The following is a 21,156-nucleotide window of genomic DNA, read 5'->3' on the forward strand; positions in this document are numbered from 1 at the left end:
CGGGCACCAAACGCGCGGCCCCCGGCGCCGCGCACGATTTCGGTAGGGGTACGCGATGGCCAAGGTGAGCGGAGCCGATTCCCGGCGACCGCGGGCCGATGCCGGGCCCGAGACCGACCCGGCCCGCGCGAAATCGCAGGCGCGCGCGCAGAGTTTCATGCGCTCCGCGCTGGCGATCCTCGGCGAGACCGGCCGCACGGACTTCACCGTGCTGGAGGTCGTGGAACGGTCCAAGACGTCGCTGCGGGCGTTCTACCAGCACTTTGCCACCAAGGATGAGCTGCTGCTGGCCCTGGTCGAGAAGATCATGTCCGACGCCACCGAGCGCTGGACCGCCGAGACCGCCGGTATGCCCAGCGACGAGGCGCTGCGCCTGCTGATCGACCGGGTGAGCGCGCCGGCGGAATCGACCACGCAGGAAGGCATCAACCGGGGTCTGACGTACTACAACGACCACCTGCTCGAGACGCGCCCCAAGGAGTTCGCCAAGGTGCTGGCCCCGTTGAACCGGCTGGTCAGCGACATCCTGCGGCGTGGCATCGCCGACGGGGTGTTCCGGCCCGATCTCGATGTCGACACCGACGCGACGATCCTGATGCACACCGCCCTGGGGGCGCTGCGGCTGCGCGACCTGGGCGCGGAGCTCAACGGGGTGGCCATCGAGGGCCGCCACGTGTACGAATTCAGCCTCCGCGGCCTCCTCAAATAACGCCCTGAACAGCGCAAACGACATACCGTAAGCGGTTCTGGCACCGTGTTGCCTCCCGTGGTAATCTCGTTACCAAACTGCGGTAATGCCATTACCGTCGCACCGAAAAACGACATGAGGAGCCCAACATGCCGTCACGGAATCTCGACTATCCGGTGTTCGACGCCGACAACCACTTCTACGAGCCCAAGGAAGCCCTCACGCAGTTCCTGCCCGAGCACCGCAAGGGCGTCATCGATTACATCGACGTGCGGGGTCGCACCAAGATCGTCGTGCGCAACCAGATCAGCGACTACATCCCCAACCCCACCTTCGAGGTGGTCGCGCGGCCCGGCGCCCAGGAGGAGTACTTCCGGCACGGCAGCGGCGGGAAGAGCTACCGCGAGGTGCTGGGCAAGCCGATGAAGGCGATCCCCGCCTTCCGCAATCCCGAGGCCCGCCTCGAGGTGCTCGACGGCCTGGGTCTGGACTACACCATCATGTTCCCCACCCTGGCCAGCCTGGTCGAGGAGCGCCTCAAGGACGACCCGGACCTGATCCTCGACATCGTCCACGCGCTCAACCAGTGGATGTACGAGACCTGGTCGTTCAACTACGAGAACCGCATCTTCTCCACGCCGGTGATCAACCTCGGCGTCGTCGACCGCGCCCTCGAGGAGCTGGAATGGTGCCTCGAGCGGGGCGCCAAGACCGTGCTGGTCCGCCCGGCGCCGGTCCCCGGCTACCGCGGCACCCGGTCGCTGGGCCTGCCCGAGTTCGACCCGTTCTGGGATGCCTGCGTCAAGGCCGGCGTCCCGGTCTGCATGCACGCCTCCGACAGCGGCTACTCCCAGTACCTCAACGACTGGGAGCCGGCCGACGAGTTCCTGCCGTTCAAGCCGACGTCGTTCCGCATGGTCGCGATGGGCAAGCGGCCCATCGAGGACACCATGGCCGCGCTGGTGTGTCACGGCGCGCTGACCCGGAACCCGGACCTGCGCATCCTGTCGGTGGAGAACGGCGCCTCCTGGGTGCCCTACCTCTTCTACCAGTTCAAGGACGTCTATTCGAAGATGCCCCAGGAGTTCCCGGAGGATCCGATCGAGGCCTTCAAGCGGTGCGTGTACGTCGCGCCGTTCTGGGAGGACAACTTCAAGGAGATGGCCGACCTGTGCGGTATCGACCGGATCATCTTCGGGTCGGACTGGCCGCACCCGGAGGGCCTGGCCGACCCGATCAACCTGGTCGACGACCTGGAGCGCAACGGTCTCGACGAGGACGGCATCCGAAAGGTCATGGGCGGCAACCTGGTCGACCTGTTCAAGGTCGAGAACAAGAAGGTTCACAAGCCCGACGTGCCGGCCCTCGTCATCGCCTGACATCATCTCCCCCACCGGACTTCGACTACCCAGAGGCTGAACCGATTTCATGACCGATCTCGCCGCCAACCCGGAACAGCTGCTGTTCGTCTCCACCACGCGGGCGTTCCTGGACAAGGAAGCGTCGCTGACCCACGTCCGTGGGCTGCACGACGCCGGGACGTCCTTCGAGCCCGCGTGGTGGCAGCGGGCCGCAGAACTGGGTTGGGCCAGCCTGCTGGTGCCCGAAGAACTCGGCGGCGGAAGCGTTTCCGGTGACGGGGTCGCCGACCTCGCCCTGGTGGCCGAGCAGATCGGTCGGTCAGTGGCGCCCGGCCCACTGCACCCGGTCAGCACGGTGCTGGCCGGGCTGGTCGAGGCGCCGGACGGTCACGAAGAGACCATCGAGGCGCTGGTCGCCGGCGAACTCGTGGCCTCCTGGGCGGTGTACGAACCACGCCGGCCGTTGCGCCTGCAGGACGCCGACGGCACCGAAATCCAGACCACCGCAACCCGTACCGACTCGGGCTACCGGATCGACGGTGTGAAGGACCGCGTCGAGGCGGGCGCCGAGAGCGGCGCGGTGCTGGTGCTGGCCCGCTGCGACGGCGCGCTGCGCCAGTTCCTGGTCCCCACCGACGCGCCCGGCGTCACCGTGACCACGCAGGACTCCATCGACCTGGTCAAGCGTTATGCCCGAATCGAATTCGACGGTGTCGAGGTGGACACATCGGCCGCCGTCGGCGATGCTGAACAGACCCCAGCCATCGTCGAACGGCAACGCCAGATCGCGCTGGTCCTGCAATGCGCGGAGATCGTCGGGATCCTTGAGGCGGTGCTGGCCATGACCAACCAGTGGCTGGTCGACCGACACAGCTTCGGCCGCCCGCTGGCGTCGTATCAGGCGCTCAAGCACCGCGCGGCGGACATGAAGATGTGGTTCGAAGCCGCCCGCGGCACCACCGCCGGCGCGGTCGCCGCCGTGTCTGCCCGCGCCGACGACGCGCCGCTGCTGGTCAGTGTCGCCAAAGCCTATGTGGCCGAACGCGCCCCGGTGATGCTGCAGGACTGCGTGCAGTTGCACGGCGGTATCGGCGTGACCTGGGAGCACGACCTGCACCTCTACTTGCGCCGGATATCGCTGTACCGTGCCATGTTCGGCGCACCGGAAGATCATCACCGCGCCGTGTACGCCCTGAGTAGGAAGTCGGATACCCCCTCATGACCGAGACGGTGACAGCGCCCGAGACCACCGAGTCGGTGGCGGAGTTCGCCGCGCGCGCCCGTGCGTGGCTGGCCGAGAACATGCCGCGCATCGACCCGGACAACCCGCCGTTCTCCGTGCGCGCCGAGCAGCAGTCCTGGGATCGGGCCAAGGAACTGCAGAAGCGGTTGTACGCCGGCGGTTTCGCGGGCATCTGCTTCCCCCGCGAATACGGCGGCCTGGGCCTCGATTTCGCCTACCAGAAGGCGTTCAACGACGAGTGCCGGTGCTACGAGATGCCGTTGATCCTCAACACGCCCTCGTTCACCATCTGCGCCGCCACCATCCTCGACGTGGGCAGCGAACAGCAGAAGCGCGAGCGCATCTCGGCGGCGATCCGCGGCGACGAGATCCTGGTGCAGCTGCTGTCCGAGCCCAGTGGCGGCTCCGACCTGGCCGGGGTGATCACGCGCGCGGACCGCAAGGACGACAAGTGGATCATCAACGGCGCCAAGACCTGGAGCACCAGCGCGTTCGCCGGTGACTACGGGCTGATGCTGGCACGTACCGACTGGACCGTGCCCAAGCACGAGGGCCTGACCATGTTCCTGGTGCCGCTGAACGCGCCCGGAATCACCATGCGCCGCATCAAAGAGGTCAACGGCAACGAGGAATTCTGCGAGGAGTTCTTCGACGGTCTCGAACTCACCGACGATGCGGTGGTCGGCGAGGTCAACGACGGCTGGACGGTGGCCACGCGCCAGCTCCATCACGAACGGCGCGCCGTGGGCGGCGGCTCCGAGTTCGCCAGCGGCACCGGCGCGGAGAACGCCAACGAGATGCCGCCCGACCACGTCGGGATCGCCGAGCGCACCGGGCAGGGTGACGACCCGCGGGTCCAGGACCTGGCCGGGCGCGCGCTGGTGCGCCGCATCGTCAAGAAGCAACTGATCGATCACGTCGGCGCCGCCATCGCCAACGGCTCCCTGCCGCCGAACGCCGGGACGTTGATCCGGCTGTTCCACGCCGAGACCACCGAACTCGAGGTCGACACCGCGCTGGCGATCGCCGGCACCGCGGGCGTCGTCGACGAGGGCGGCGAGCTGGCCGGGATGCTCGACATCGGGGTCCGGTACCTGTCCCGCCAGACCGGTTCGCTCGGCGGCGGCAGCAGCGAGATGGCGCGCAACGTGATCGGCGAACGCGTGCTGGGCTTCCCGCGCGAACCCGCCGCGGACCGCGGCATCCCCTTCAACGAAGTCAAACGCGGACGATCCTGACCTGGTCCCGGCCGCTGACACTAAAGTGGCGGCCATGACCGCTGCGCCCACGGTGGACCCGCCGCCCGCGCTGTCGAAACTGCTGTCCGGCTTGCAGGCCGCGCTGCGGGGTGAGGCGGCGTGGGCGGCCGCAGTGTTGGGCCTGACCAATGGCTTTCCCACCCCCTACTACCTGGCCGCGATGCCGCCGCCCTGACCTCGGGTGCCGCGGTGGCCGAGCAGATGACCGCGCTGGTGGTGTTCAATCTGGTCGGCTTCCTGGCGGCGCTGATCCCGATCATCAGCTTCTGGGTGGCCCCGGAGCCCACCCGATCGGCCGTCGAGCGGATCTATGGCTGGATCCGCAGCCGGCATCGTCTGGTCGTGGCCCTGATCGCCGGCGCGGTCGGCGTGTTCTTTCTGGTCATGGGCCTCACCCACCTCTGAGCACCCACCGAGCCGAAGGCGTCGCTACGCCGGACGCTCGGCGCGGACGACGAGCTCGTCGGCGGGCACCCGGTGGCCGTGCTCACAACGGATTTCGACCCCGGCCTGGGCACCGCAGCCGTCGTGGGCCAGCCGTAACGGGGTGCCGGGAGGAACGTGCTTGCGACCCCATTCGAACAGCGACCACACCACCGGCATGAAATCGACTCCGGAGTCGGTGAGCACGTACTCGTCCCGGCTGCGTTGGCCCGGCTCCTGATACGGCCGGCGCTGCAGCAGACCGGCCTGCACCAGGTCGTTCAGCAGCGCGGACGCGGCGGCCGCAGTCATCGTGGCAGCGGTCCGGACCCCGATCGGCAAAGGCAAGACCAACGGGGCGCTGCACGGCGTCCTGCCGGCCGACCTACTGGCCCACAGCCTGCGGGAGTTGATCACCCGCACCGGCATCGACCCAGTCCTGGTCGACGATGTGATCGCCGGAGCCGTCACCCAGGTCGGCGACCAGGCAGTAAACATCGCCCGCAACGCGCTGCTGGGCGCGGGCTTCCCGGAGAGCGTTCCCGGCACCACGGTGGATCGCCAGTGCGGAAGTTCGCAACAGGCGATCAGTTTCGCCGCCCAGGGTGTGCTCGCCGGGGCCTACGACATCGTGATCGCCGCGGGAGTGGAGTCCATGTCCCGGGTGCCGATGGGCAGCTCAGTGTTGCCCGGCAGCGACCCGTTCGGCCTGGCCTTTGCCGAGCGTTACGCCGACAGCCTTGTCCCGCAAGGCATCAGCGCGGAGCTGATCGCGGCCAAATGGGGCTTCTCCCGCGCCCAGCTCGACGAGTTCTCCGCGGCCAGCCATGAAAAGGCGGCCCGGGCCACCAAGGAGGGACGGTTCGAGGCCGAGCTCGCCCCGATCGCCGGCCTGAGCACCGACGAGATCATCCGGCCGGGTACCACGGTGGACACCCTGGCCGGGCTGAAGCCGGCGTTCTACTACGAGGCCTACGCGGCGCGCTTCCCGCAGATCGACTGGGCGATAACACCGGGCAACTGGTCCCCGCTGTCGGATGGCAGCGCGGCGGTGATGATCACCAGCGGTGAGACGGCCAGGAAGCTGGGTTTGAGCCCGCTCGCGCGGATTCATACCACCACCGTCGCGGGATCCGACCCGCTCTACATGCTGACCGGTGTCATCCCGGCCACCGAAAAGGTCCTGGCGCGTGCGGGTTTGACGCTGGCGGACATCGACCTGTTCGAAGTGAACGAGGCCTTCGCGCCGGTGGTGCTGGCCTGGGCGCATGACGTCGGGGCCGACCTGAGCAAGACCAACGTCAACGGCGGGGCCATCGCGACCGGGCATCCGCTCGGCGCCAGCGGGGCTCGCCTGACGACCACCCTGGTCAATGCGCTCGAACAGCGCGGTGGACACTACGGCCTGCAGACCATGTGTGAGGGCGGCGGCATGGCCAACGCCACCATCATCGAGCGGCTGTAGAGCTGCGCTTAGGTCAGGGATTTGGCGATGATCGACTTCGTCACCTCATTCGCCCCGGCGTAGATCCGCTGCACCCGAGCGTCTTCGTACATCCGGGCGATCAGATACTCCCGCATGTACCCATAGCCGCCGTACAGCTGAACGCACCGATCGACGACCTCGCACTGCCGGTCGGTGAGCCAGTACTTGAGCATCGCGGCCTGCTCCGCATCGAGTTGCCCGCGCAGATGTTGCTCGATGCAGTGATCGAGGAACACCCGGCAGGTGGTGGCGATGGTATGACACTCGGCGAGCTCAAAGGCGGTGTTTTGGAAGTCGAACAGACTGTGCCCGAAGGCCTGGCGCTCTCGGGTGTAGCGCACCGTGTCCTGCACTGCGCGCTGCATGGCACCACTGGCCTGGGCCCCGATGATCAAGCGTTCCTGAACCAGTTGCGCCTTCAGTTGGCCGAAGCCGCGGCCCTCCGATTCGCCGAGCAGATTGTCGACCGGAACCCGCACATCGGTGAACGCGAGCTCCGCGGTATCGGCACCGTGTTGGCCGACCTTGTCCAGCACCCGCCCGACCGTGAACCCGGGACAGGCACGTAGGTCGACGATGAGCAGCGATACCCCCTTGGCGCCCGCAGCTGGATCGGTTTTGACGGCCAACACGATCATGTCGGCGGAGGACCCATTGGTGATGAACGTCTTCGAGCCGTTCACAACATACTCATCTCCGTCGCGAATCGCGGTGGTGCGGATGGCCTTGAGGTCCGAACCGGCTCCCGGTTCGGACATCCCGATCGCACCCAGGATCTCGCCGGTGGCCATGCCGGGAAGCCAGGTCGATTTCTGCGCCTCACTGCCGTATTCCAGCAGGTAGTGCGGAACGATTCCGCTGTGCACCGAGATACCCAGGCTCAGATCGCCGGCGTACCCCTAGGCTTCGAACACCGCGAGGTCGTGGGCGAATGTCCCGCCGCCACCGCCGTAGGCCTCGGGGATCGAACACAACAGCAAGCCCAGCTTCCCGGCCGCGCGCCACACCTCGCGGTCGATGCAGTGCTGGGTGTACCACACCTCATGTCGGGAAACCACCTCGCGCTCAAAAAATCCGTCGCGAGGTCGAAAACCGCCTTGGTGTCGTCGTTGCGCCAGGAGTTGTCTGTCGTCATGTCATCGCCCTTTCCTCGGCCCCGCCCCCCGGTCAGATCGGGTCGAATCCGGAAACCAGCCACCGGCCGCCGTGCTTGTCGAGGGTCACCTTCACACTCGACGCGCTGTCGCTGGGGGCCTCGGAACCGACAGTGGTGGCCTGGTTGACGAATACCAGTACCACCGCCCGGTTTTCGCTGCTGAATACCGATGAGGCGGCCGGTACCGTCGCAACCGCTGAGATCTGCCGCTGTTTGGCGCCGGGAATGACGACATCATCGGTCAGGGAGATGTAGGCGTCGCGGAAGCTTCCGGTGAGCACATCGCGGGCCGTGCCCAGATCACGTTCGACCGTGTCGGGGTTGTAGGACAGCATCATGATCGTCGCCTCGGTCGCGGCCTGCACCGACTCGATCGATGCGCGGTGGTCTGCGCGCAGCGAAACCTGGTGCCATTTCAGTACGGCCACGCCCGCCGCAATCGTCATGGCCAGGACGGGCAATACCCTGAAGATCAGCGCCCGGGTGATCGTCCGGACCTCCAGGCCTTCGGCGTCGGCCGGCACGTCGATCATGGTGATTCCGTCGTGTTTGGACCCGCTGGTGTCCGTCCGGCACAACACCTGTATCCGAGAGGCGATGTGCGCACACGAGATCCAGGTCTTCTGTCCGTTGATGACATAACTGTCACCGCGGCGTTCGGCCCGGCACATCATCGACGCGGGGTCCGATCCGGCCCCCGGCTCGCTGATCGCGGTCGCCAACACCTCGCCGCGGCACACTCCGCCGAGAATGTCCTGCCTCTGCTCCTCGGTGCCGAACCGCTCGACAACGGTCGCACTGACCAGTGACACCCCGAGGCCGAACAGCGGCGCCAAACCGTAGGACATCTCCTCGACCAGGTGGCAGGCATCCGACGCGCTGCCGCCACCGCCGCCGTACTCGGCCGGTATCGCGCAACCAACCCAGCCCAGCCCAGCCCGGCGAGTTTGCGATACAGCTCCTGGTTGTGCGTGACGTGTCCGTTGGAGCTCAACTCCTGGCGTCGTTCCCGGGTCCCGCACTCGCGCTTGACGAAATCGCGCAGCGACCGCACGAAGTCCTGCCGGTCGATCGTTTTACTCATCTGTGTGCATTTGCCTTTCGTGTACGTCGGCTGGTCACGCCAGCACGCTCGCTCCGTTGTCCAGTAGGTAGGTCTGTCCGGTGGTGAAGGATGCTTCATCGGAGGCCAGGTGCACCGCGACCGCGGCGACCTCGTCGGGTTCGCCCCATCGGCCTTGGCTGCGCTGGACGTACTCACTCACTTCGGCACCGAAGGCCTGGCCGAGTGCCAGCTGATTGGCCGTTGCCGCCTTGGTACGGATCATCCCCGGTGCGATCGCATTGACCCGGATTGCGTCGGCTCGCAATTCCAGAGCCGCGCAACGGGTTATCGCTTCCACGCCGGCCTTGGCCGCAGCGTAAGCAGCCATACCGTACATCGCACGCCGACCGGCTATCGAGGAGATGTTCACGAAAGCACCCCCAACGCGGGCACGCATGGCCGGTGCCGCATGGCGAATCGCGTGGAGCACGCCACCGACACCGACCGAGAGCACCCGTTCCCAGTCCTGTTGTTCCAGATCCAGAAGTCGCCCGGCGGAACCGACCGCCGCGTTGTTCACCACGATGTCGAGCCCACCGAAAATAGTTGTGGCATCGTCACCAGCGATATGACCCACCGGGAAAAACTGGAGGCCTATCTCCGGCTGCACGTCGACAACGCGATCAAATACCAGACCTACTACCAGGTGCTGACCGCCGACCAGCACCAGCTGTCAACGCAGGCGCTGAGGAACTACCGGTCCTGGGCCCGCGATGTCAATCACGCAACCGAGCAGCTACTGAGTGAGTGCGCAAAAGCCGGGGTGATCCGAGCTGATCTCGACGTGGCCACGGCGTCCAATCTGCTCAACGGCATGCTCGTGTCGATCACCCGTTGGTACCGGCCGTCGGGCCGGATGGGCACTGCAGAGATCTAGGATCAGGTGCACGGCCTGTTGGCCGGCTTCATCCGTCCCGCTGACGGCGAGTGACCCGGGCCCCAGACGGGCACCTGCAGAGGTTCTCCCCGGTGTCACTTGCCCGGACCCGGCTGACGGCGGAGCCGCCGGCCGGGCTCAGCCGGCGCCGGCGGCACCACCGTCCACTTCGAGCACGCTACCGGTCAGATACGCCCCCGCCCGCGAGGTGAGGAACCGAACGGCCCCCACGACGTCCTCGGGCGCCCCGGTACGTCCGAGCGGGACGCTGGACAGCAACTCCGAGCGGGTCGCCTCATCATCGAGAGCGAACGCACTCATTCGGCTCGGGAAGTAGCCGGGCGCAATGGCATTCACGGTGATGTCTTCGCGGGCCAACCGGTGGGCCAGGTGTCTGGTCAGCATGTGCACCCCGGCCTTGGTCGCGCTGTAGGGATAGTTCTCCACCCCGGTCGCCCGCAGCCCGGCCAGTGACCCGATGTTGACCACCCGGGCCGGCGCCTCCGCTGTAGCCGCCCGCCGCAGCGGTCCCAGCAGCGTGGTGGTCAAGCGAAACAAACCGATCAGATTGACATTCGCCAGCTTGTGCCAGGCCTCGTCGGGAAAGTCGTCGATCGGCGCACCCCAGGTCGCCCCGGCATTGTTCACCAAAATATCGAGCCGATCGTCGAAGGTGGTGGCCACCGCCTCGGCGATGGCCACGCTGCCGTCCGGGGTCCCGACATCGGCGACAACATACTCACAACTTCCCTTGCCGCCCAATGCAGCTGCAAGCTCGGCCAGTGCATCGGCCTTGCGGGCGCTGATCAGCACACGGGCGCCCGCCTCGACCAGACCGGTGGCGATCATCGCGCCGATCCCCGAGGATCCGCCGGTCACGACGACGGATTTGCCTGCAACCGAGAACAGGGTATCGGTTGGTGAACCCGTCACAGCGTCACCGAATAACCACCGTTGACGCCGACCGTCTGTCCGGTGATCCAGCCGGCAGCCTCCGAGGCCAGGAAACAGATCATCGCCGCTCCGTCGGCAGGCTCGCCGATTCGTCGGATCATGTAATGCTCCAGCACTTTGCGGTGCACCCGCTCATCTGCGAGCATATCGGCGGTGGCCGGGGTGTGGGTAGCACCGAGTGCCACCGAGTTGGCCGTGATCAAGTATCGGCCGCCGATCCGGGCCAGTGCCCGGGTCAGCCCGGCCGCGCCGGCCTTCGCCCCGGAGTACGCCTCCAAACCGTTGCCCTCGCCCATCCGCCCGGCATCAGAGATGACGGTGACGATGCGGCCACCATTGCCCACCCGGACCATCTGCTCGACCGCATGGCGTGCACAGTTGAGCACACCCAGCAGGTTGACCCGCACCGAGCGGTCCCACTGCTCGGGCACCTGCTCCCAGAACGGCACCGATGGCGGCGCCGTACCGCCACCGCCCTGGTTGCCCGCGTTGTTGACCAGGATGCCGACCGGTCCGAGTTCACGTTCGATCATCGCGAACATTGCTCCCACCGCGTCGAAGTCGCCGACATCGGCCGGTGCCGCGATGGCCGGCACCCCGGTTTCGCGAATCTCCTCGGCAACCCGCTCGGCCCGGTCGGCGTCGATATCGTTGACCGCCACTCCCCCGGCGCCCAGGCGGGCCAGATCGGTCACGATGCGATGTCCCACGCCCTGGCCCGCGCCGGTCACCACGGCGACGCGCCCGGCCATGTCCATCGGGCCAACCACATGTGTTGGCACTGCCTGAGTCATCCTCATCGCCCTTTCCATACCGGTTGTCTCTTTTCTGCGAAGGCCGCGAGCCCCTCCTTGAAGTCCTCCGATTCCAGCACCGGATCGACATAGGGGGCCTGCAGATCCCAGCTCGCCCGGTCGCCCCACTCCTGGGCACGGCGGACGATCTCAAGGCTGGCCTGCACCGCGACGGGTCCGCCGGCGGCGACCTTGGTCGCGAGTTGCATCGCGACCGCGAGGCTCTGTCCCGGCTCGGCCAGTTCGTTGACCAGACCCAAGTCGTGGAATTCCTCGGCGCTCAACGGGACACCGGTCAGCACGACCGCCATCGCGCGGTGATACGGGATCCGGCGAGGCAGCCGGAACAGTCCGCCGCCCATCGCCGGCAAGCCGCGCGCAGCTTCGGGTAGACCCATCCGGGCCCCCTTTGCGGCCACGACCAGATCGCACGCCAGGCACAGTTCCAGCCCACCGCCGAGGGCGTGGCCCTCCACGGCGGCGATCACCGGCTTGGACGGCGGTTGGGCCATGATGCCGAACCCGCCGCGGCGCTCGGTCATGGCGATCTCGCCGGTCGCGGCGGCCTTCATGTCCTGGCCCGCGGAAAACGTTCCGTCCGTTCCGGTGAGGACCGCCACCCGCAGTTCGGTATCCGCCTCGAACTCGTCGATGGCGGCTTCCATCGCGGTGGCGGTGGCCAGATCGAACGCGTTGCGACGCCGTGGCCGGTTGATCGTGATGACGGCGACGTGCTCGACACGCTCGAGCCGGATCAATTCCGAGTGAGTCATCAGGAAGCCCTCCGATACATCGTGACGACGCAGGCGCTGCCGAGTCCGTGGTTGTGTGACAACGCCGTACGTGCCCCCTCGACCTGGCGGTCACCGGCCTCGCCGCGCAGTTGCCAGACCAACTCGGCGCACTGGGCCAGCCCGGTCGCCCCCAGGGGATGGCCTTTGGAGATCAACCCACCCGACGGATTGACCACCCAGCGTCCGCCGTAGGTGGTGGCGCCCTCGTCGATCAGCCGGCCACCGTCGCCTTCGGCGCACAGTCCCAACGCCTCGTACATCAGGATCTCGTTGATCGAGAAGCAGTCGTGCAACTCGATCACGTCGAGATCGGCGGGCCCCAAACCAGTTCGGTCATAGACCTGATTGGCCGCTCGCTGAGATGCGTCACGACCGACCACGTCGAACGCACTGCCCGAGGTGAAAGTGGCGTCGCTGTCGGTCGTCATCGCCTGGCCGACGATGTGTACCGCCCGGCTCTCCAAGCCATGGCTGGAGACAAACTCCTCGGAGGCGACGATCGCGGCGGCCGCGCCGTCCGATGTCGGAGAACACTGCAGTTTGGTCAGGCCTTCGCAGACCTGGGTGGAGTCCATGATCTCGGCCAGTGAGTACACGGTGCGGAACTGTGCCCGCGGGTTGTTCGCCGAGTGCCGGTGGTTCTTCTCCGCGACCTTGCCGAATTGCTCAGCGGTGGTGCCGAACTTCTCGCGATGTTCCAGACCGGCGTTGCGGAACAGCTCCAACATGGCCGGCGCGCCGCTGGGCGACCGGTGCCCGGCGGCCACATCGAGGAACGGCTGCACCGGGCTGGCCAGATCGGGGTAGGTCATCGCACCCAGCGAGCCGGACTTCATCTTCTCGAAGCCCACCGCCAGCACGCAATCGGCCATGCCGGCTTCGACCAGTTGCCGGGCCTGGAACAGGGCCGAGGAACCGCTGGCGCAATTGTTGTTGACGTTGAGCACCGGTATACCGGTTCGCCCGACCTCGTAGAGCGCACGCTGACCTGCCGTCGAATCGGCGTGCACATAGCCCACCACCGCCTGCTCGACGCGGGAATATTCGATGCCGGCGTCGGCCAACGCCTCGACCACCGCAGTCCGGGCCAGTCCGGGGTAATCTTCCCCCGACACACCGGGTTTGGTGAACGGCGTCATCCCGACGCCGACGACATGGGCGGTTCTCATCGCGTTCTCATTCCTGTTCCTTGGGAGTTCGATGGATCGGAAAACCAAGTTCCGCTGGGGTTTTCGTCGTGAAGTTCACGTACACGAGTGCGCAGTACCTTGCCCATCGCCGATCGGGGCAGTTCGTCGCCGAAGATCACGGCGCCGACCTTCTTGACCGGACCGAGCTTCTCGCGGGTCCAGTCCACGAGTTCGGGTCCGCTGAGCACGGCCCCCGGTGTCGGCACGATCAGCGCCAACGGCGTCTCCCCCCACCGGTCGTGCGGGATTCCGACGACGGCCGCCTCGGCGACGCCGGGATGGGCGGCGAGGACCAGCTCGAGCTCGGTGGGCCAGATGTTGTAGCCGCCGGAGATGATCAGATCCTCTTTGCGACCGGTGAGGAACAGGTAACCGTCCTCATCGAGGTAGCCCATGTCCCTGGTGAGCACCGCACCGTCCGGCAAGAACCGGTCTCTGGTGGCTTGCTCGTCGCCCCACACCCCGGCGAAGGCGGTGGGCGTGCGCGCCGCGATCTCGCCGACCTCGCCGGGTGGCAGCTCGCGACCGTCCGCATCGACGATCAGCACCTCGGTCCCGGCCAGGGCTCGGCCCGCCGACCCACGCCATTTACCGTTCTCGGCGACGTGGTCTTCGGGTGTCAGTACCGTCAGCGGCGCACCTTCGCTCTGCCCGTAGATCTGTACCAACACGTCTCCGAAGGAGGCGCGTGCCAACCGCAGGGTCTCGGGTGTGATCGGCGACCCGCCATAGGCCACACAGCGCAGGCTGCTCACGTCGGTGGTGGCCAGCGCCGGATGTGTCACCGCCGCGTGAATCATGGTCGGGACACCGAAGCTGAAAGTGCATTGCAGTTCGGCGATCTGGGACAGATAGGCGCCGGCGTCAAAGCCACGCATCAGCGCGAGCGAACCGCCAGTACTGACGAAGGCCGGCATCGGCATGAGGCTGGCATGGGAAAGCGGACCCGCCGCCAGGTAGCGGTCGTCGGGGGTGAACGCGGGCAGCGCCTTGGCCGTATAGGCGCCGACTGCCGTCCAACCCGCCACATCGTGGTAGACCGCCTTGGGCCGGCCGGTGGTGCCGGCCGAGAATCGGATCGTCTGCGGCCAGTCCGACGGGATGTCGAGCCTGAGGTCCTCGGGAACGGCGGCGTCCAGCACATCGTCATAACCCAGTGCTGTCCCGTCGGCCGGGCCGTCACAGACCAGCACATGGGTCAGGCCGGGAATCCGCTCGGCGTAGGGCGCGATGGCCTGGTGGTGCCGGTGCTGGACGATCAGGGCCGATGCGCCGATCGCGACCAACAGGTCAGCGTTGACCTCACCAGTGTTGTGGGTGTACAGCGAAGCGCGGACGAACCCGCCCAGCGCGACGCCGAAGATCAGCTCGAGCGCCTCGGGTGAGTTGTCGACGAGGGTGGCCACCCGGTCACCGGGTTTCAAGCCGAGACCCCGCAACGCCTGGGCCAGGCGGCAGGCCCGCTCGTAGCAGTCCCCGTAGGTCTGCACCTGCTGGTCGCAGAGCAGTATCGGACGATCGTGGAACCGCTTGGCTCCTTGGCGAATCAGCGTCGCCAGCTCCATCGCTGCTTCCTCTCTGGCCGTTCGGGCAGACCCGGACTTCGGGTTCGGATTCGACGCTATGAGCCAGTCGGCAACCCAACAATGGGAGGAAGAACCACCAGCCGGTGGCCACCGGATACAACGGCATGTGTAGCACCACACCGCGGCCGACCGTTTGTGACCACCGTCATAAAACGGTCGGTTCGCGGGCTAGCATGGCAGCGTCGAGCGCGGGGCCACGGCCCCCGCCCCACGCGATAGAGGTGCAGGTCAATGGCGACGAACACGGTCGAGATCGAACATGCGAACACCAGTGGGTTGGGTCCGCACGAGGGCCAGGAACGGTGGACCGAGCTGCTCACCGACTACCAACCCGACTTCGACTGCCGATTCGAACCGGCCTGGCTGGCCGGGTCGGCGGTGCGGGTGCGGACCGCACGATTCCAGTACGTGTCCTGGCGAAGTGACGGGTGCAGTTATCGACGCACGTCGCAGCACATCGCCAAGGATCGCGCCATCGGCGCCTGCCTCCTGGTGCCGCGGAGCAAATCGGTGACCGTCATCCAGGACGACACGTCCGTGGTGGTCCGGGCGGGACAGGGCTACCCGTTCTCGATGGGCCGGCCGGTGACGATCAGCCACGGGCGCGCTTGCGAGGTCCTCGCGATGACCCTGGATTCCGATACGTTGGCCCGCCGGTTGTACGAATTCGACGGTCCGCACACACCGATCGACCTGCGTACCGGGCTCGGCAGGTCCGTCAGCGCCCTGCTGACCAGCCTGGTGGGAGAATCCGACGTCCTGGCGCCACACGAGTTCGACGCGGTGGCCGATCGGCTCACCGACCTATTCGCCCTCCTGCAGGAACGCCTGGTGACCGACGCCGCGCCGGGCCGGCTCGTCGAGGTGGCGCGCGACGCGCGGACCTACGTCCGAAAGCACCTCGGTGACCGCAACCTGTCGGTGCACCACATCGCCACGGCCCTGGGCTGGTCACCGCGGCAGGTGCAGTTGGCCCTCCAACATGCCGGTACGACGACGAACAAGCTGATCAAGGAAGAGCGGCTCAGCACCGCGTATGCCCGGGTAGTCGCTCCGGGCGGCATCCCCAGTTCCATCACCGACCTGGCCAACGAGCTGGGTTTCGCCACCCCGAGCGCATTCAGTACGGCTTTTCGGGAACGCTACGGTCTGAGCCCCAGCCGGTTGCGCGAACAATCTCGCCGGGTCGGCGGCTGACCGGCGCCGTCCTGAGTACCGCTGACGCCCCGGTCAGCGAGCAGACAACAGGCTCAGGTCACAGTCACCCGGAATCGGCCCGTCGGTGATGATCGGACCGTCGTGGCCGCGGCAGAGTTCCTGCCACAGTTCGAGGAATGGTTCCGCTCCGAAGCGGGCGGCCGGCGCCAGTCCCCGCCCGGCTACGGCGTGATGGCGGTAGCCGCGTTCGGGCAGTCGTTCGGCGCCGCACAACACCGCGGGCACGCCCATGGTGTCCAGGCGTCGCAACAACGGCGCGTGCGCATCGGCCAGATCATCCAGCCGGTCCGCGGGAAAGACCCCGTCCAGCGCTACCGGCTCCCATACCAAGATCCGGTTCGCACCGGCGGTGACGTAATCGGCCACCAGCGCGCCGAGTAGGTCGCCAACGTCGGCGACCAGATCGGGCAGTTGCTCGGAAGGCGTCGAAAACCGTTCGGCGAGTCGCAAACTGAGCGTCGCCGGGCCGGTTACCGAGGCGGCCACGGGGTGTCGTGGGTAGAGCTTGGTCAGAACAGAGGTCAACTCCAGCGCCGAAACGAGAATCGGAGACTCGGCCACTTCGACGTCGAGCACCGCGGCGCTCTCGCTCGCCGTGTCGGTGATTGCGTCGACCTCGGTGCTGGGGTCGTAGTTGGCCAGCACCCAATCCGGTGCCACCAGGCCGACCGCCTCCCTTAGGCAGTAGGCCCACTGCATGGGATCGGTCCGCCAGCAGGGTGCGGTTCGGGTGATCCGTGCGGCCACCTCATCGAGGACCGGAACGAACGGATTGGGTCCGTTCATGTCCAGGACCACGACCCCAGGAACCCGAGGTGGGCGGGCGGCTGGTCGGTACGCCACTGCGCGACGAAATCGTCGTAGCGCAATCCGCGATCGAGTCGCTCGCGGCGGGCCTGCTTGCGCGCCTCAGCGGTGCGTTGCTCATCGAGCTCGCCCCGGTCATCCCAGACGATCCGGTAGACATCGCGGGCCACGGTCTCACTGATCAGACCGCGGCGCAGATCCTTCAGGGCCGCCTCGGGTTCGCGTTCCAACGGATCACCGTAGCCGGCGCCACCGCCGACTCGCTGAATCCAGATGTCCCCCTCGACGATCGGGTCGGCGGGTTGGACCGGGTTACTGATCTCATAGGTGCCGGGCAGCGGCTTGTCGCGCACGAAACTGCGGGCATCGTAGGTCAGGCCCTCGGCCCCGGCCGCCAACCACTCCAGCACGGCGTTCACCCCGCCGTCGGGCCGCACCCTGGTCAACGGAATGCACGGGCCTGCGTAACCGCCAAACATCCCGCCGGTCACCGGGAACCGTCCGCCCATGCTGGTGATGCCGAATCCGAACATCTGGCTGCCATAGAGCATGTAGGCCCACTCCACCGACGAACCGCCGCGGAATTTGCCGAAGCCGTGGTTGTCGGGTGGGAGACGGCGCCACAGTCCGAGCACCGGGATCTCGCTCTCGCGCCATTCGATCTCACCCCAATCCGATACCGGCGCGAAAATCGGTCCGGCCGCGTGCTCCCCGTCCTCGTCATGGTGCGCGCCGCCGCCGGCCGCATTCATCTCGGTGGACACATTCGCCGTCAACATGTCGTGCTGGGTGAGCCCGCCGTACTGCAAGGTCGGGATCATCGCGTACCACGGGGCTATCGGCCGGACACCGCCCGGGTTGGAGAACAACGCCTTGGTAACCGCCGAATGCAGTGCGGCACTGAAGCAGAACAAGGTCATCAGCGACAGCGAGGTGGGCTGTTCGGCACCCGCGGTGACGATCGAGTCCGGTTCCAGCTCGAAATTGAGTGCGGAGACGAAACCGGCGGTGCGGGGCAGGTCGGCGAACAGGAAGTTCATGAACAGGTTGCCGACCATGGCCCGGGTGAAATGCGCTTGGGCGTTCAGCGCCCGGTCGATCGAAGGGGACGAACCGTGGGTGCGCACCGTGAGCTGATCGCCGCGTTTTTCCAACTCGACGGTCAGTTTGAACAGCCGCTCCTCCAGCAGCGTCGTGTCGGCGAACTGGTGGGCGCGGTAGATGCCGTCCGGCCAGGCGGCGATGCGGCGGCGCACCTCGGCCTCGGTGGACTCCAGCACCGTACGCAGCGTGGCGATCAGCAACTCGGCCGACCGCTCGGCCATGAAGTCCTGCATGCGCTGTTCGACCATGCGAGCCGCCGCCAACTTCGACCGGAAGTCGGTGAGCCACAACAATGGATCGCGTACCTGATTCTGAAAAAGGTTGATCAGGTCGCGCCGGAACGTGTAGTTCTCGCCGACCTTCATCGGCGGGATCCGCACCCCTTCACCGTAAGTGGTGGTGGCGCGCAGAGCGAAGCCTCCCGGATCGAGCGCCGCCCCGTTTTCTCCCTCGTGCACGATCGCTCCGATCCACGCGATGTGCTCGCCCTGCCAATACAGCGGGATCAACAGGGTGTGGTCGGGATTATGGGTGCCGCCGTAGTTGGCGTCGTTGTGGTAGAAGATGTCACCCTCGGCGACACCGACGCTGGGCTCGTCGGCCCAGTACCGGTTGATGAATTTGGGTACCGGCGAAGTGGTCGCCGAAAACATGTTCACCCCACCCGAACTGGCTACCGCAAACTCGCCTTGGCGGGTGTAGATGCCGACGATCAGATCGCCGTATTTGGCTGCCGGAGCCGCACAGATCTGCTCGAGCATCTGCATCGCAGACTCGAGTACCGCCTCGATACGACTCAGCCCGACGGTGATGTCGGTGGGGTCGGTGATCGACCCGATGGCCTCGTCCTCCCTCGCAGTGCGCTCCCGTAGCCGGTACTCGGCGGTGATGTCGAAGTCCGGCCCATACATCACCGGCTGGTTGGTCAGCAGGTCGCTGAGGAACTCCTGGGCTTCGGTGTCGTCCATCGTGCTCATCGCGGGTTCTCCTGTCGCATCCGGAAGTAGCCGTACTCATCCATCTCCCCGAACCAGCCGGGTTCCACGACGATCGTGGTGTCGGCCGCCTCGACGATGGCCGGGCCGTCGACCCGGTGTCCGGCCTGCAGCGCGGCATAGGCATACACATCGGTGTGCGCCGGTCCGTCCCGCCAGACGCAGCTCCGCGAGCCGGTCCACGCCGCCGTGACGTCCGCCGGCGCGACGCCGGGCAGGCGCTTCCGCGCCTGCTCCGGCTCGCGGGGAATCCACGCCCGCAACCGGACCGCGTCGATCGAGACACCGACCTCACGAGTCAGGGCGAGGTCGCCGAACCGGTCGCCGTACTCGTCGAAATAGGCTCGGATGATCTCCGCCACATCCGCTGGGCCGCGCAATCTGCTGACCGGGCACGCGATGGTGATGACGAAAAGCTGCCCGGTGGAGCGCATGTCGAGTTCGATGGTGGTCTTCACCTCGTCGGAGGCGAACCCCTGCCCACCGAAATCCTGTTGCGCGCGGGACTCGAACTCCTCGACGACGGAGTTGAAAACCGCGTAGTCGGTGAGAATGTGCTTGGTCAGCGGGTTGAACAACACCTGCCAGACCGATTGCTCGTAGATGTGCAGCCTCTCCAGCCCTGCCGCGCCGGTCGCCGAGAAGACCTCGCTGTGCGGCGGAACCACCACCTGATCGGTCCGCAGCGAACTGGCATAACCGCACGCGTGCAGCGGTCCGCCGCCGCCGAACGAGAACACGGTGAACTCCTGAGGGTCATAGCCCTTGGTGGTGATCAACTTGAACAGCTCGGAACCCATCGTCTCGTCCACCACCCGGCGAATTCGCAGCGCCGCTTCGGAAACCGAGATCCCCAGCGGCCGGGCGATGCGCCGTTCGATCGCGCGTTCGGCCCGGCGTACATCGAGCGTCAACTTGCCGCCGTGGTAGTGCTTCGGGTCGAGATAGCCGAGGACCACGTCGGCGTCGGTGACCGTCGGCTCGGTCCCGCCCTGCCCGTAGCAGGCGGGCCCGGGGTTCGAACCGGCCGACTCCGGGCCGACCACGATGCCGACGACCGGGTCCAGCCGTGCGATCGACCCACCGCCGGCGCCGATCGCCGAAATGTCCATCATCGGCACCTGTACCCGCCAACGGTCGATGACGGGATGAAAATCGTAGAAACGTACCGACCCCGCCACCACCATGCCGACGTCGAAGGAGGTGCCGCCCATGTCGGTGGTCACCACCTTGTCGAAGCCGTGGGCGGCGGCGACATGCCGCGACCCGTACAACCCGGAAACCGGCCCCGCGTGCACAGTGTGGATCGGCGCGGTCGAAGCCAGCGTGCCCATGCCGCCACTGTTGTGCACCAGCAGCAACTCGCCTCGATAGCCGCGGCTGCGGAGCTCGTCGCGCAACCGCGACAACCGGTCGGCGGTGAACCGATGCAGGTAGGCGTTGATCGTCGCGGTCATGGTGCGGGCATACTCTCCGGACCGCCGGGCAATCTCGTGAGTGAGGATGACCGGGAAGCGACCGAGGTAGGTGGACGGATACTCGCTTTCGATGATCTCGCGAACCCGCCGCTCGTGTTCGGCGTTGACATGCGAGTTCAGTAGCGACACAACGAATCCGCGCACGCCTTGGTCGACGAGGTCTTGGACCCGATCGATCACCTCGTCCTCACGCAGCGGGATGAGGATGCGGCCATAGGCGTCGACCCGTTCGGTGAGCACCGCGATCTGTTCGGGTTCGACGAGCGGTTCCGGACGCCGAGCCCGCGGCAGGTCACGGGCGACCTGGGCGGGCAGCCCATCGGCCCACTGCCGACACCGGCCGATCGGTACGGTGTGTTCGTGGCCGGCTGTCGTCAGCAGGCCCAGGCGCGGGCCGTTGCGTTCGATCAGCGCGTTGGTGCCCAACGTGGTGGCATAGCGAATCGTCTCGGTGTCGGCCAACAGGGCATCGACGTCAAGTCCGCACGCCGACGCGATGGCCTCGATCGCCCGGAAGAAGCCGATCGCCAGGTCGTGGTGGGTGGTGAGCGCCTTGGCCGTCCGGGGGCCGTCGGACCCGTCGCCGGTGACGACGCAATCGGTGAAGGTACCGCCGATGTCGACGTTGATCTCCATGT

19 protein-coding genes and 2 pseudogenes are annotated in these 21,156 nt (G+C 66.8%); 9 read left to right on the forward strand and 12 right to left on the reverse strand.

Features of this window, described 5'->3' with window-relative positions:
* Positions 1-55: 55 nt before the first annotated feature.
* The 6 genes from R2K23_RS13260 to R2K23_RS13285 all read left to right on the forward strand — a co-directional run bounded on the left by R2K23_RS13260 (position 56) and on the right by R2K23_RS13285 (position 4,956).
* Positions 56-709: a TetR/AcrR family transcriptional regulator gene (locus tag R2K23_RS13260; protein ID WP_396891949.1), complete on the forward strand. Its 654-nt coding sequence runs from the start codon at positions 56-58 to the stop codon at positions 707-709.
* A 128-nt stretch (positions 710-837) separates the two neighbouring features.
* The gene (locus R2K23_RS13265; protein WP_316510066.1) at positions 838-2,067 is read left to right on the forward strand and encodes an amidohydrolase family protein; all 1,230 of its coding nucleotides are present in this window, start codon (positions 838-840) and stop codon (positions 2,065-2,067) included.
* A 49-nt stretch (positions 2,068-2,116) separates the two neighbouring features.
* Positions 2,117-3,271 carry an acyl-CoA dehydrogenase family protein gene (locus R2K23_RS13270; protein ID WP_316510067.1) on the forward strand — a complete coding sequence of 385 codons (1,155 nt, stop codon included), beginning with the start codon at positions 2,117-2,119 and terminating at the stop codon, positions 3,269-3,271.
* Positions 3,268-4,530, forward strand: a complete 1,263-nt coding sequence (locus R2K23_RS13275) for an acyl-CoA dehydrogenase family protein (RefSeq protein WP_316510068.1) — start codon at positions 3,268-3,270, stop codon at positions 4,528-4,530. The genes R2K23_RS13270 and R2K23_RS13275 overlap by 4 nt, the downstream gene beginning before the upstream one ends.
* 34 nt (positions 4,531-4,564) lie before the next feature.
* Positions 4,565-4,726, forward strand: coding sequence for a sulfite exporter TauE/SafE family protein (locus tag R2K23_RS13280; protein WP_316510069.1), 162 nt, complete (start codon positions 4,565-4,567; stop codon positions 4,724-4,726).
* Between the two features lie 14 nt (positions 4,727-4,740).
* Positions 4,741-4,956 (forward strand): GAP family protein, encoded by a 216-nt coding sequence (locus tag R2K23_RS13285; RefSeq protein WP_316510070.1) that lies wholly within the window; start codon positions 4,741-4,743, stop codon positions 4,954-4,956.
* A gap of 24 nt (positions 4,957-4,980) precedes the next feature.
* On the opposite strand, the pseudogene R2K23_RS13290 reads toward R2K23_RS13285, so the two are convergent.
* A pseudogene (locus R2K23_RS13290) lies at positions 4,981-5,286 on the reverse strand (winged helix-turn-helix transcriptional regulator); the annotation flags it as partial.
* On the opposite strand from R2K23_RS13290, the gene R2K23_RS13295 reads away from it, so the two are divergent.
* A complete protein-coding gene (locus tag R2K23_RS13295; protein ID WP_316517262.1) occupies positions 5,285-6,439 on the forward strand; it encodes a thiolase family protein in 1,155 nt (384 codons plus the stop codon). The pseudogene R2K23_RS13290 and the gene R2K23_RS13295 sit on opposite strands and share 2 nt — an antisense overlap.
* Before the next feature lie 8 nt (positions 6,440-6,447).
* Here the strand turns inward: R2K23_RS13295 and R2K23_RS13300 are convergent.
* The 3 genes and pseudogenes from R2K23_RS13300 to R2K23_RS13310 form a co-directional block, all read right to left on the reverse strand.
* Positions 6,448-7,595: pseudogene (locus tag R2K23_RS13300) on the reverse strand (acyl-CoA dehydrogenase family protein).
* A 32-nt stretch (positions 7,596-7,627) separates the two neighbouring features.
* Positions 7,628-8,638, reverse strand: a complete 1,011-nt coding sequence (locus tag R2K23_RS13305) for an acyl-CoA dehydrogenase family protein (RefSeq protein WP_316510071.1) — start codon at positions 8,636-8,638, stop codon at positions 7,628-7,630.
* A gap of 96 nt (positions 8,639-8,734) precedes the next feature.
* Positions 8,735-9,244, reverse strand: coding sequence for an SDR family NAD(P)-dependent oxidoreductase (locus tag R2K23_RS13310; RefSeq protein WP_316510073.1), 510 nt, complete (start codon positions 9,242-9,244; stop codon positions 8,735-8,737).
* Here R2K23_RS13310 and R2K23_RS13315 point away from each other — a divergent pair.
* A complete protein-coding gene (locus R2K23_RS13315; RefSeq protein ID WP_316510074.1) occupies positions 9,143-9,598 on the forward strand; it encodes a TetR-type transcription factor C-terminal domain-containing protein in 456 nt (151 codons plus the stop codon). The two genes, R2K23_RS13310 and R2K23_RS13315, sit on opposite strands and share 102 nt — an antisense overlap.
* Before the next feature lie 138 nt (positions 9,599-9,736).
* Here the strand turns inward: R2K23_RS13315 and R2K23_RS13320 are convergent, their stop codons facing one another.
* From R2K23_RS13320 to R2K23_RS13340, 5 genes are read right to left on the reverse strand one after another with little or no spacing between them, the layout of a single operon-like run.
* Positions 9,737-10,531: an SDR family oxidoreductase gene (locus R2K23_RS13320; protein WP_316510075.1), complete on the reverse strand. Its 795-nt coding sequence runs from the start codon at positions 10,529-10,531 to the stop codon at positions 9,737-9,739.
* Positions 10,528-11,310 (reverse strand): SDR family NAD(P)-dependent oxidoreductase, encoded by a 783-nt coding sequence (locus R2K23_RS13325; RefSeq protein ID WP_316510076.1) that lies wholly within the window; start codon positions 11,308-11,310, stop codon positions 10,528-10,530. Before R2K23_RS13325 ends, R2K23_RS13320 begins: the two co-directional genes overlap by 4 nt.
* A 38-nt stretch (positions 11,311-11,348) precedes the next feature.
* Entirely contained in the window at positions 11,349-12,119 is a 771-nt protein-coding gene (locus tag R2K23_RS13330; RefSeq protein WP_316510077.1) for a crotonase/enoyl-CoA hydratase family protein, read from the reverse strand.
* Positions 12,119-13,309 carry a lipid-transfer protein gene (locus R2K23_RS13335; RefSeq protein ID WP_316510078.1) on the reverse strand — a complete coding sequence of 397 codons (1,191 nt, stop codon included), beginning with the start codon at positions 13,307-13,309 and terminating at the stop codon, positions 12,119-12,121. Before R2K23_RS13335 ends, R2K23_RS13330 begins: the two co-directional genes overlap by 1 nt.
* A complete protein-coding gene (locus tag R2K23_RS13340) occupies positions 13,306-14,895 on the reverse strand; it encodes a class I adenylate-forming enzyme family protein (protein WP_316510079.1) in 1,590 nt (529 codons plus the stop codon). Before R2K23_RS13340 ends, R2K23_RS13335 begins: the two co-directional genes overlap by 4 nt.
* Positions 14,896-15,147: 252 nt before the next feature.
* Between R2K23_RS13340 and R2K23_RS13345 the strand changes: the two genes are divergently transcribed.
* Positions 15,148-16,113 (forward strand): helix-turn-helix domain-containing protein, encoded by a 966-nt coding sequence (locus tag R2K23_RS13345; protein ID WP_316510080.1) that lies wholly within the window; start codon positions 15,148-15,150, stop codon positions 16,111-16,113.
* Positions 16,114-16,146: 33 nt separating this feature from the next.
* On the opposite strand, the gene R2K23_RS13350 is transcribed toward R2K23_RS13345, so the two are convergent.
* Genes R2K23_RS13350 through R2K23_RS13360 form a run of 3 tightly spaced genes read right to left on the reverse strand, consistent with a single transcriptional unit; the run spans position 16,147 to position 21,154 of the window.
* Positions 16,147-16,920 carry a uroporphyrinogen decarboxylase/cobalamine-independent methonine synthase family protein gene (locus R2K23_RS13350; RefSeq protein ID WP_316510082.1) on the reverse strand — a complete coding sequence of 258 codons (774 nt, stop codon included), beginning with the start codon at positions 16,918-16,920 and terminating at the stop codon, positions 16,147-16,149.
* Positions 16,917-19,022 (reverse strand): hydantoinase B/oxoprolinase family protein, encoded by a 2,106-nt coding sequence (locus R2K23_RS13355; protein WP_316510083.1) that lies wholly within the window; start codon positions 19,020-19,022, stop codon positions 16,917-16,919. Before R2K23_RS13355 ends, R2K23_RS13350 begins: the two co-directional genes overlap by 4 nt.
* A complete protein-coding gene (locus tag R2K23_RS13360) occupies positions 19,019-21,154 on the reverse strand; it encodes a hydantoinase/oxoprolinase family protein (protein WP_316510084.1) in 2,136 nt (711 codons plus the stop codon). Before R2K23_RS13360 ends, R2K23_RS13355 begins: the two co-directional genes overlap by 4 nt.
* Between the last annotated feature and the right edge of the window lie 2 nt (positions 21,155-21,156).

The organism is Mycolicibacterium sp. MU0050, from assembly GCF_963378085.1.
Lineage (GTDB): Bacteria > Actinomycetota > Actinomycetes > Mycobacteriales > Mycobacteriaceae > Mycobacterium > Mycobacterium wendilense.

Coding starts and splice junctions, on each gene's coding strand:
- R2K23_RS13270 (WP_316510067.1), top strand. CDS start 2,117: ATGACCGATCTCGCCGCCAACCCGGAACAGCTGCTGTTCGTCTCCACC.
- R2K23_RS13260 (WP_396891949.1), top strand. CDS start 56: ATGGCCAAGGTGAGCGGAGCCGATTCCCGGCGACCGCGGGCCGATGCC.
- R2K23_RS13350 (WP_316510082.1), bottom strand. CDS start 16,920: ATGAACGGACCCAATCCGTTCGTTCCGGTCCTCGATGAGGTGGCCGCA.
- R2K23_RS13345 (WP_316510080.1), top strand. CDS start 15,148: ATGGCGACGAACACGGTCGAGATCGAACATGCGAACACCAGTGGGTTG.
- R2K23_RS13330 (WP_316510077.1), bottom strand. CDS start 12,119: ATGACTCACTCGGAATTGATCCGGCTCGAGCGTGTCGAGCACGTCGCC.
- R2K23_RS13325 (WP_316510076.1), bottom strand. CDS start 11,310: ATGGACATGGCCGGGCGCGTCGCCGTGGTGACCGGCGCGGGCCAGGGC.
- R2K23_RS13335 (WP_316510078.1), bottom strand. CDS start 13,309: ATGAGAACCGCCCATGTCGTCGGCGTCGGGATGACGCCGTTCACCAAA.
- R2K23_RS13355 (WP_316510083.1), bottom strand. CDS start 19,022: ATGAGCACGATGGACGACACCGAAGCCCAGGAGTTCCTCAGCGACCTG.
- R2K23_RS13340 (WP_316510079.1), bottom strand. CDS start 14,895: ATGGAGCTGGCGACGCTGATTCGCCAAGGAGCCAAGCGGTTCCACGAT.
- R2K23_RS13265 (WP_316510066.1), top strand. CDS start 838: ATGCCGTCACGGAATCTCGACTATCCGGTGTTCGACGCCGACAACCAC.
- R2K23_RS13275 (WP_316510068.1), top strand. CDS start 3,268: ATGACCGAGACGGTGACAGCGCCCGAGACCACCGAGTCGGTGGCGGAG.
- R2K23_RS13360 (WP_316510084.1), bottom strand. CDS start 21,154: ATGGAGATCAACGTCGACATCGGCGGTACCTTCACCGATTGCGTCGTC.
- R2K23_RS13280 (WP_316510069.1), top strand. CDS start 4,565: ATGACCGCTGCGCCCACGGTGGACCCGCCGCCCGCGCTGTCGAAACTG.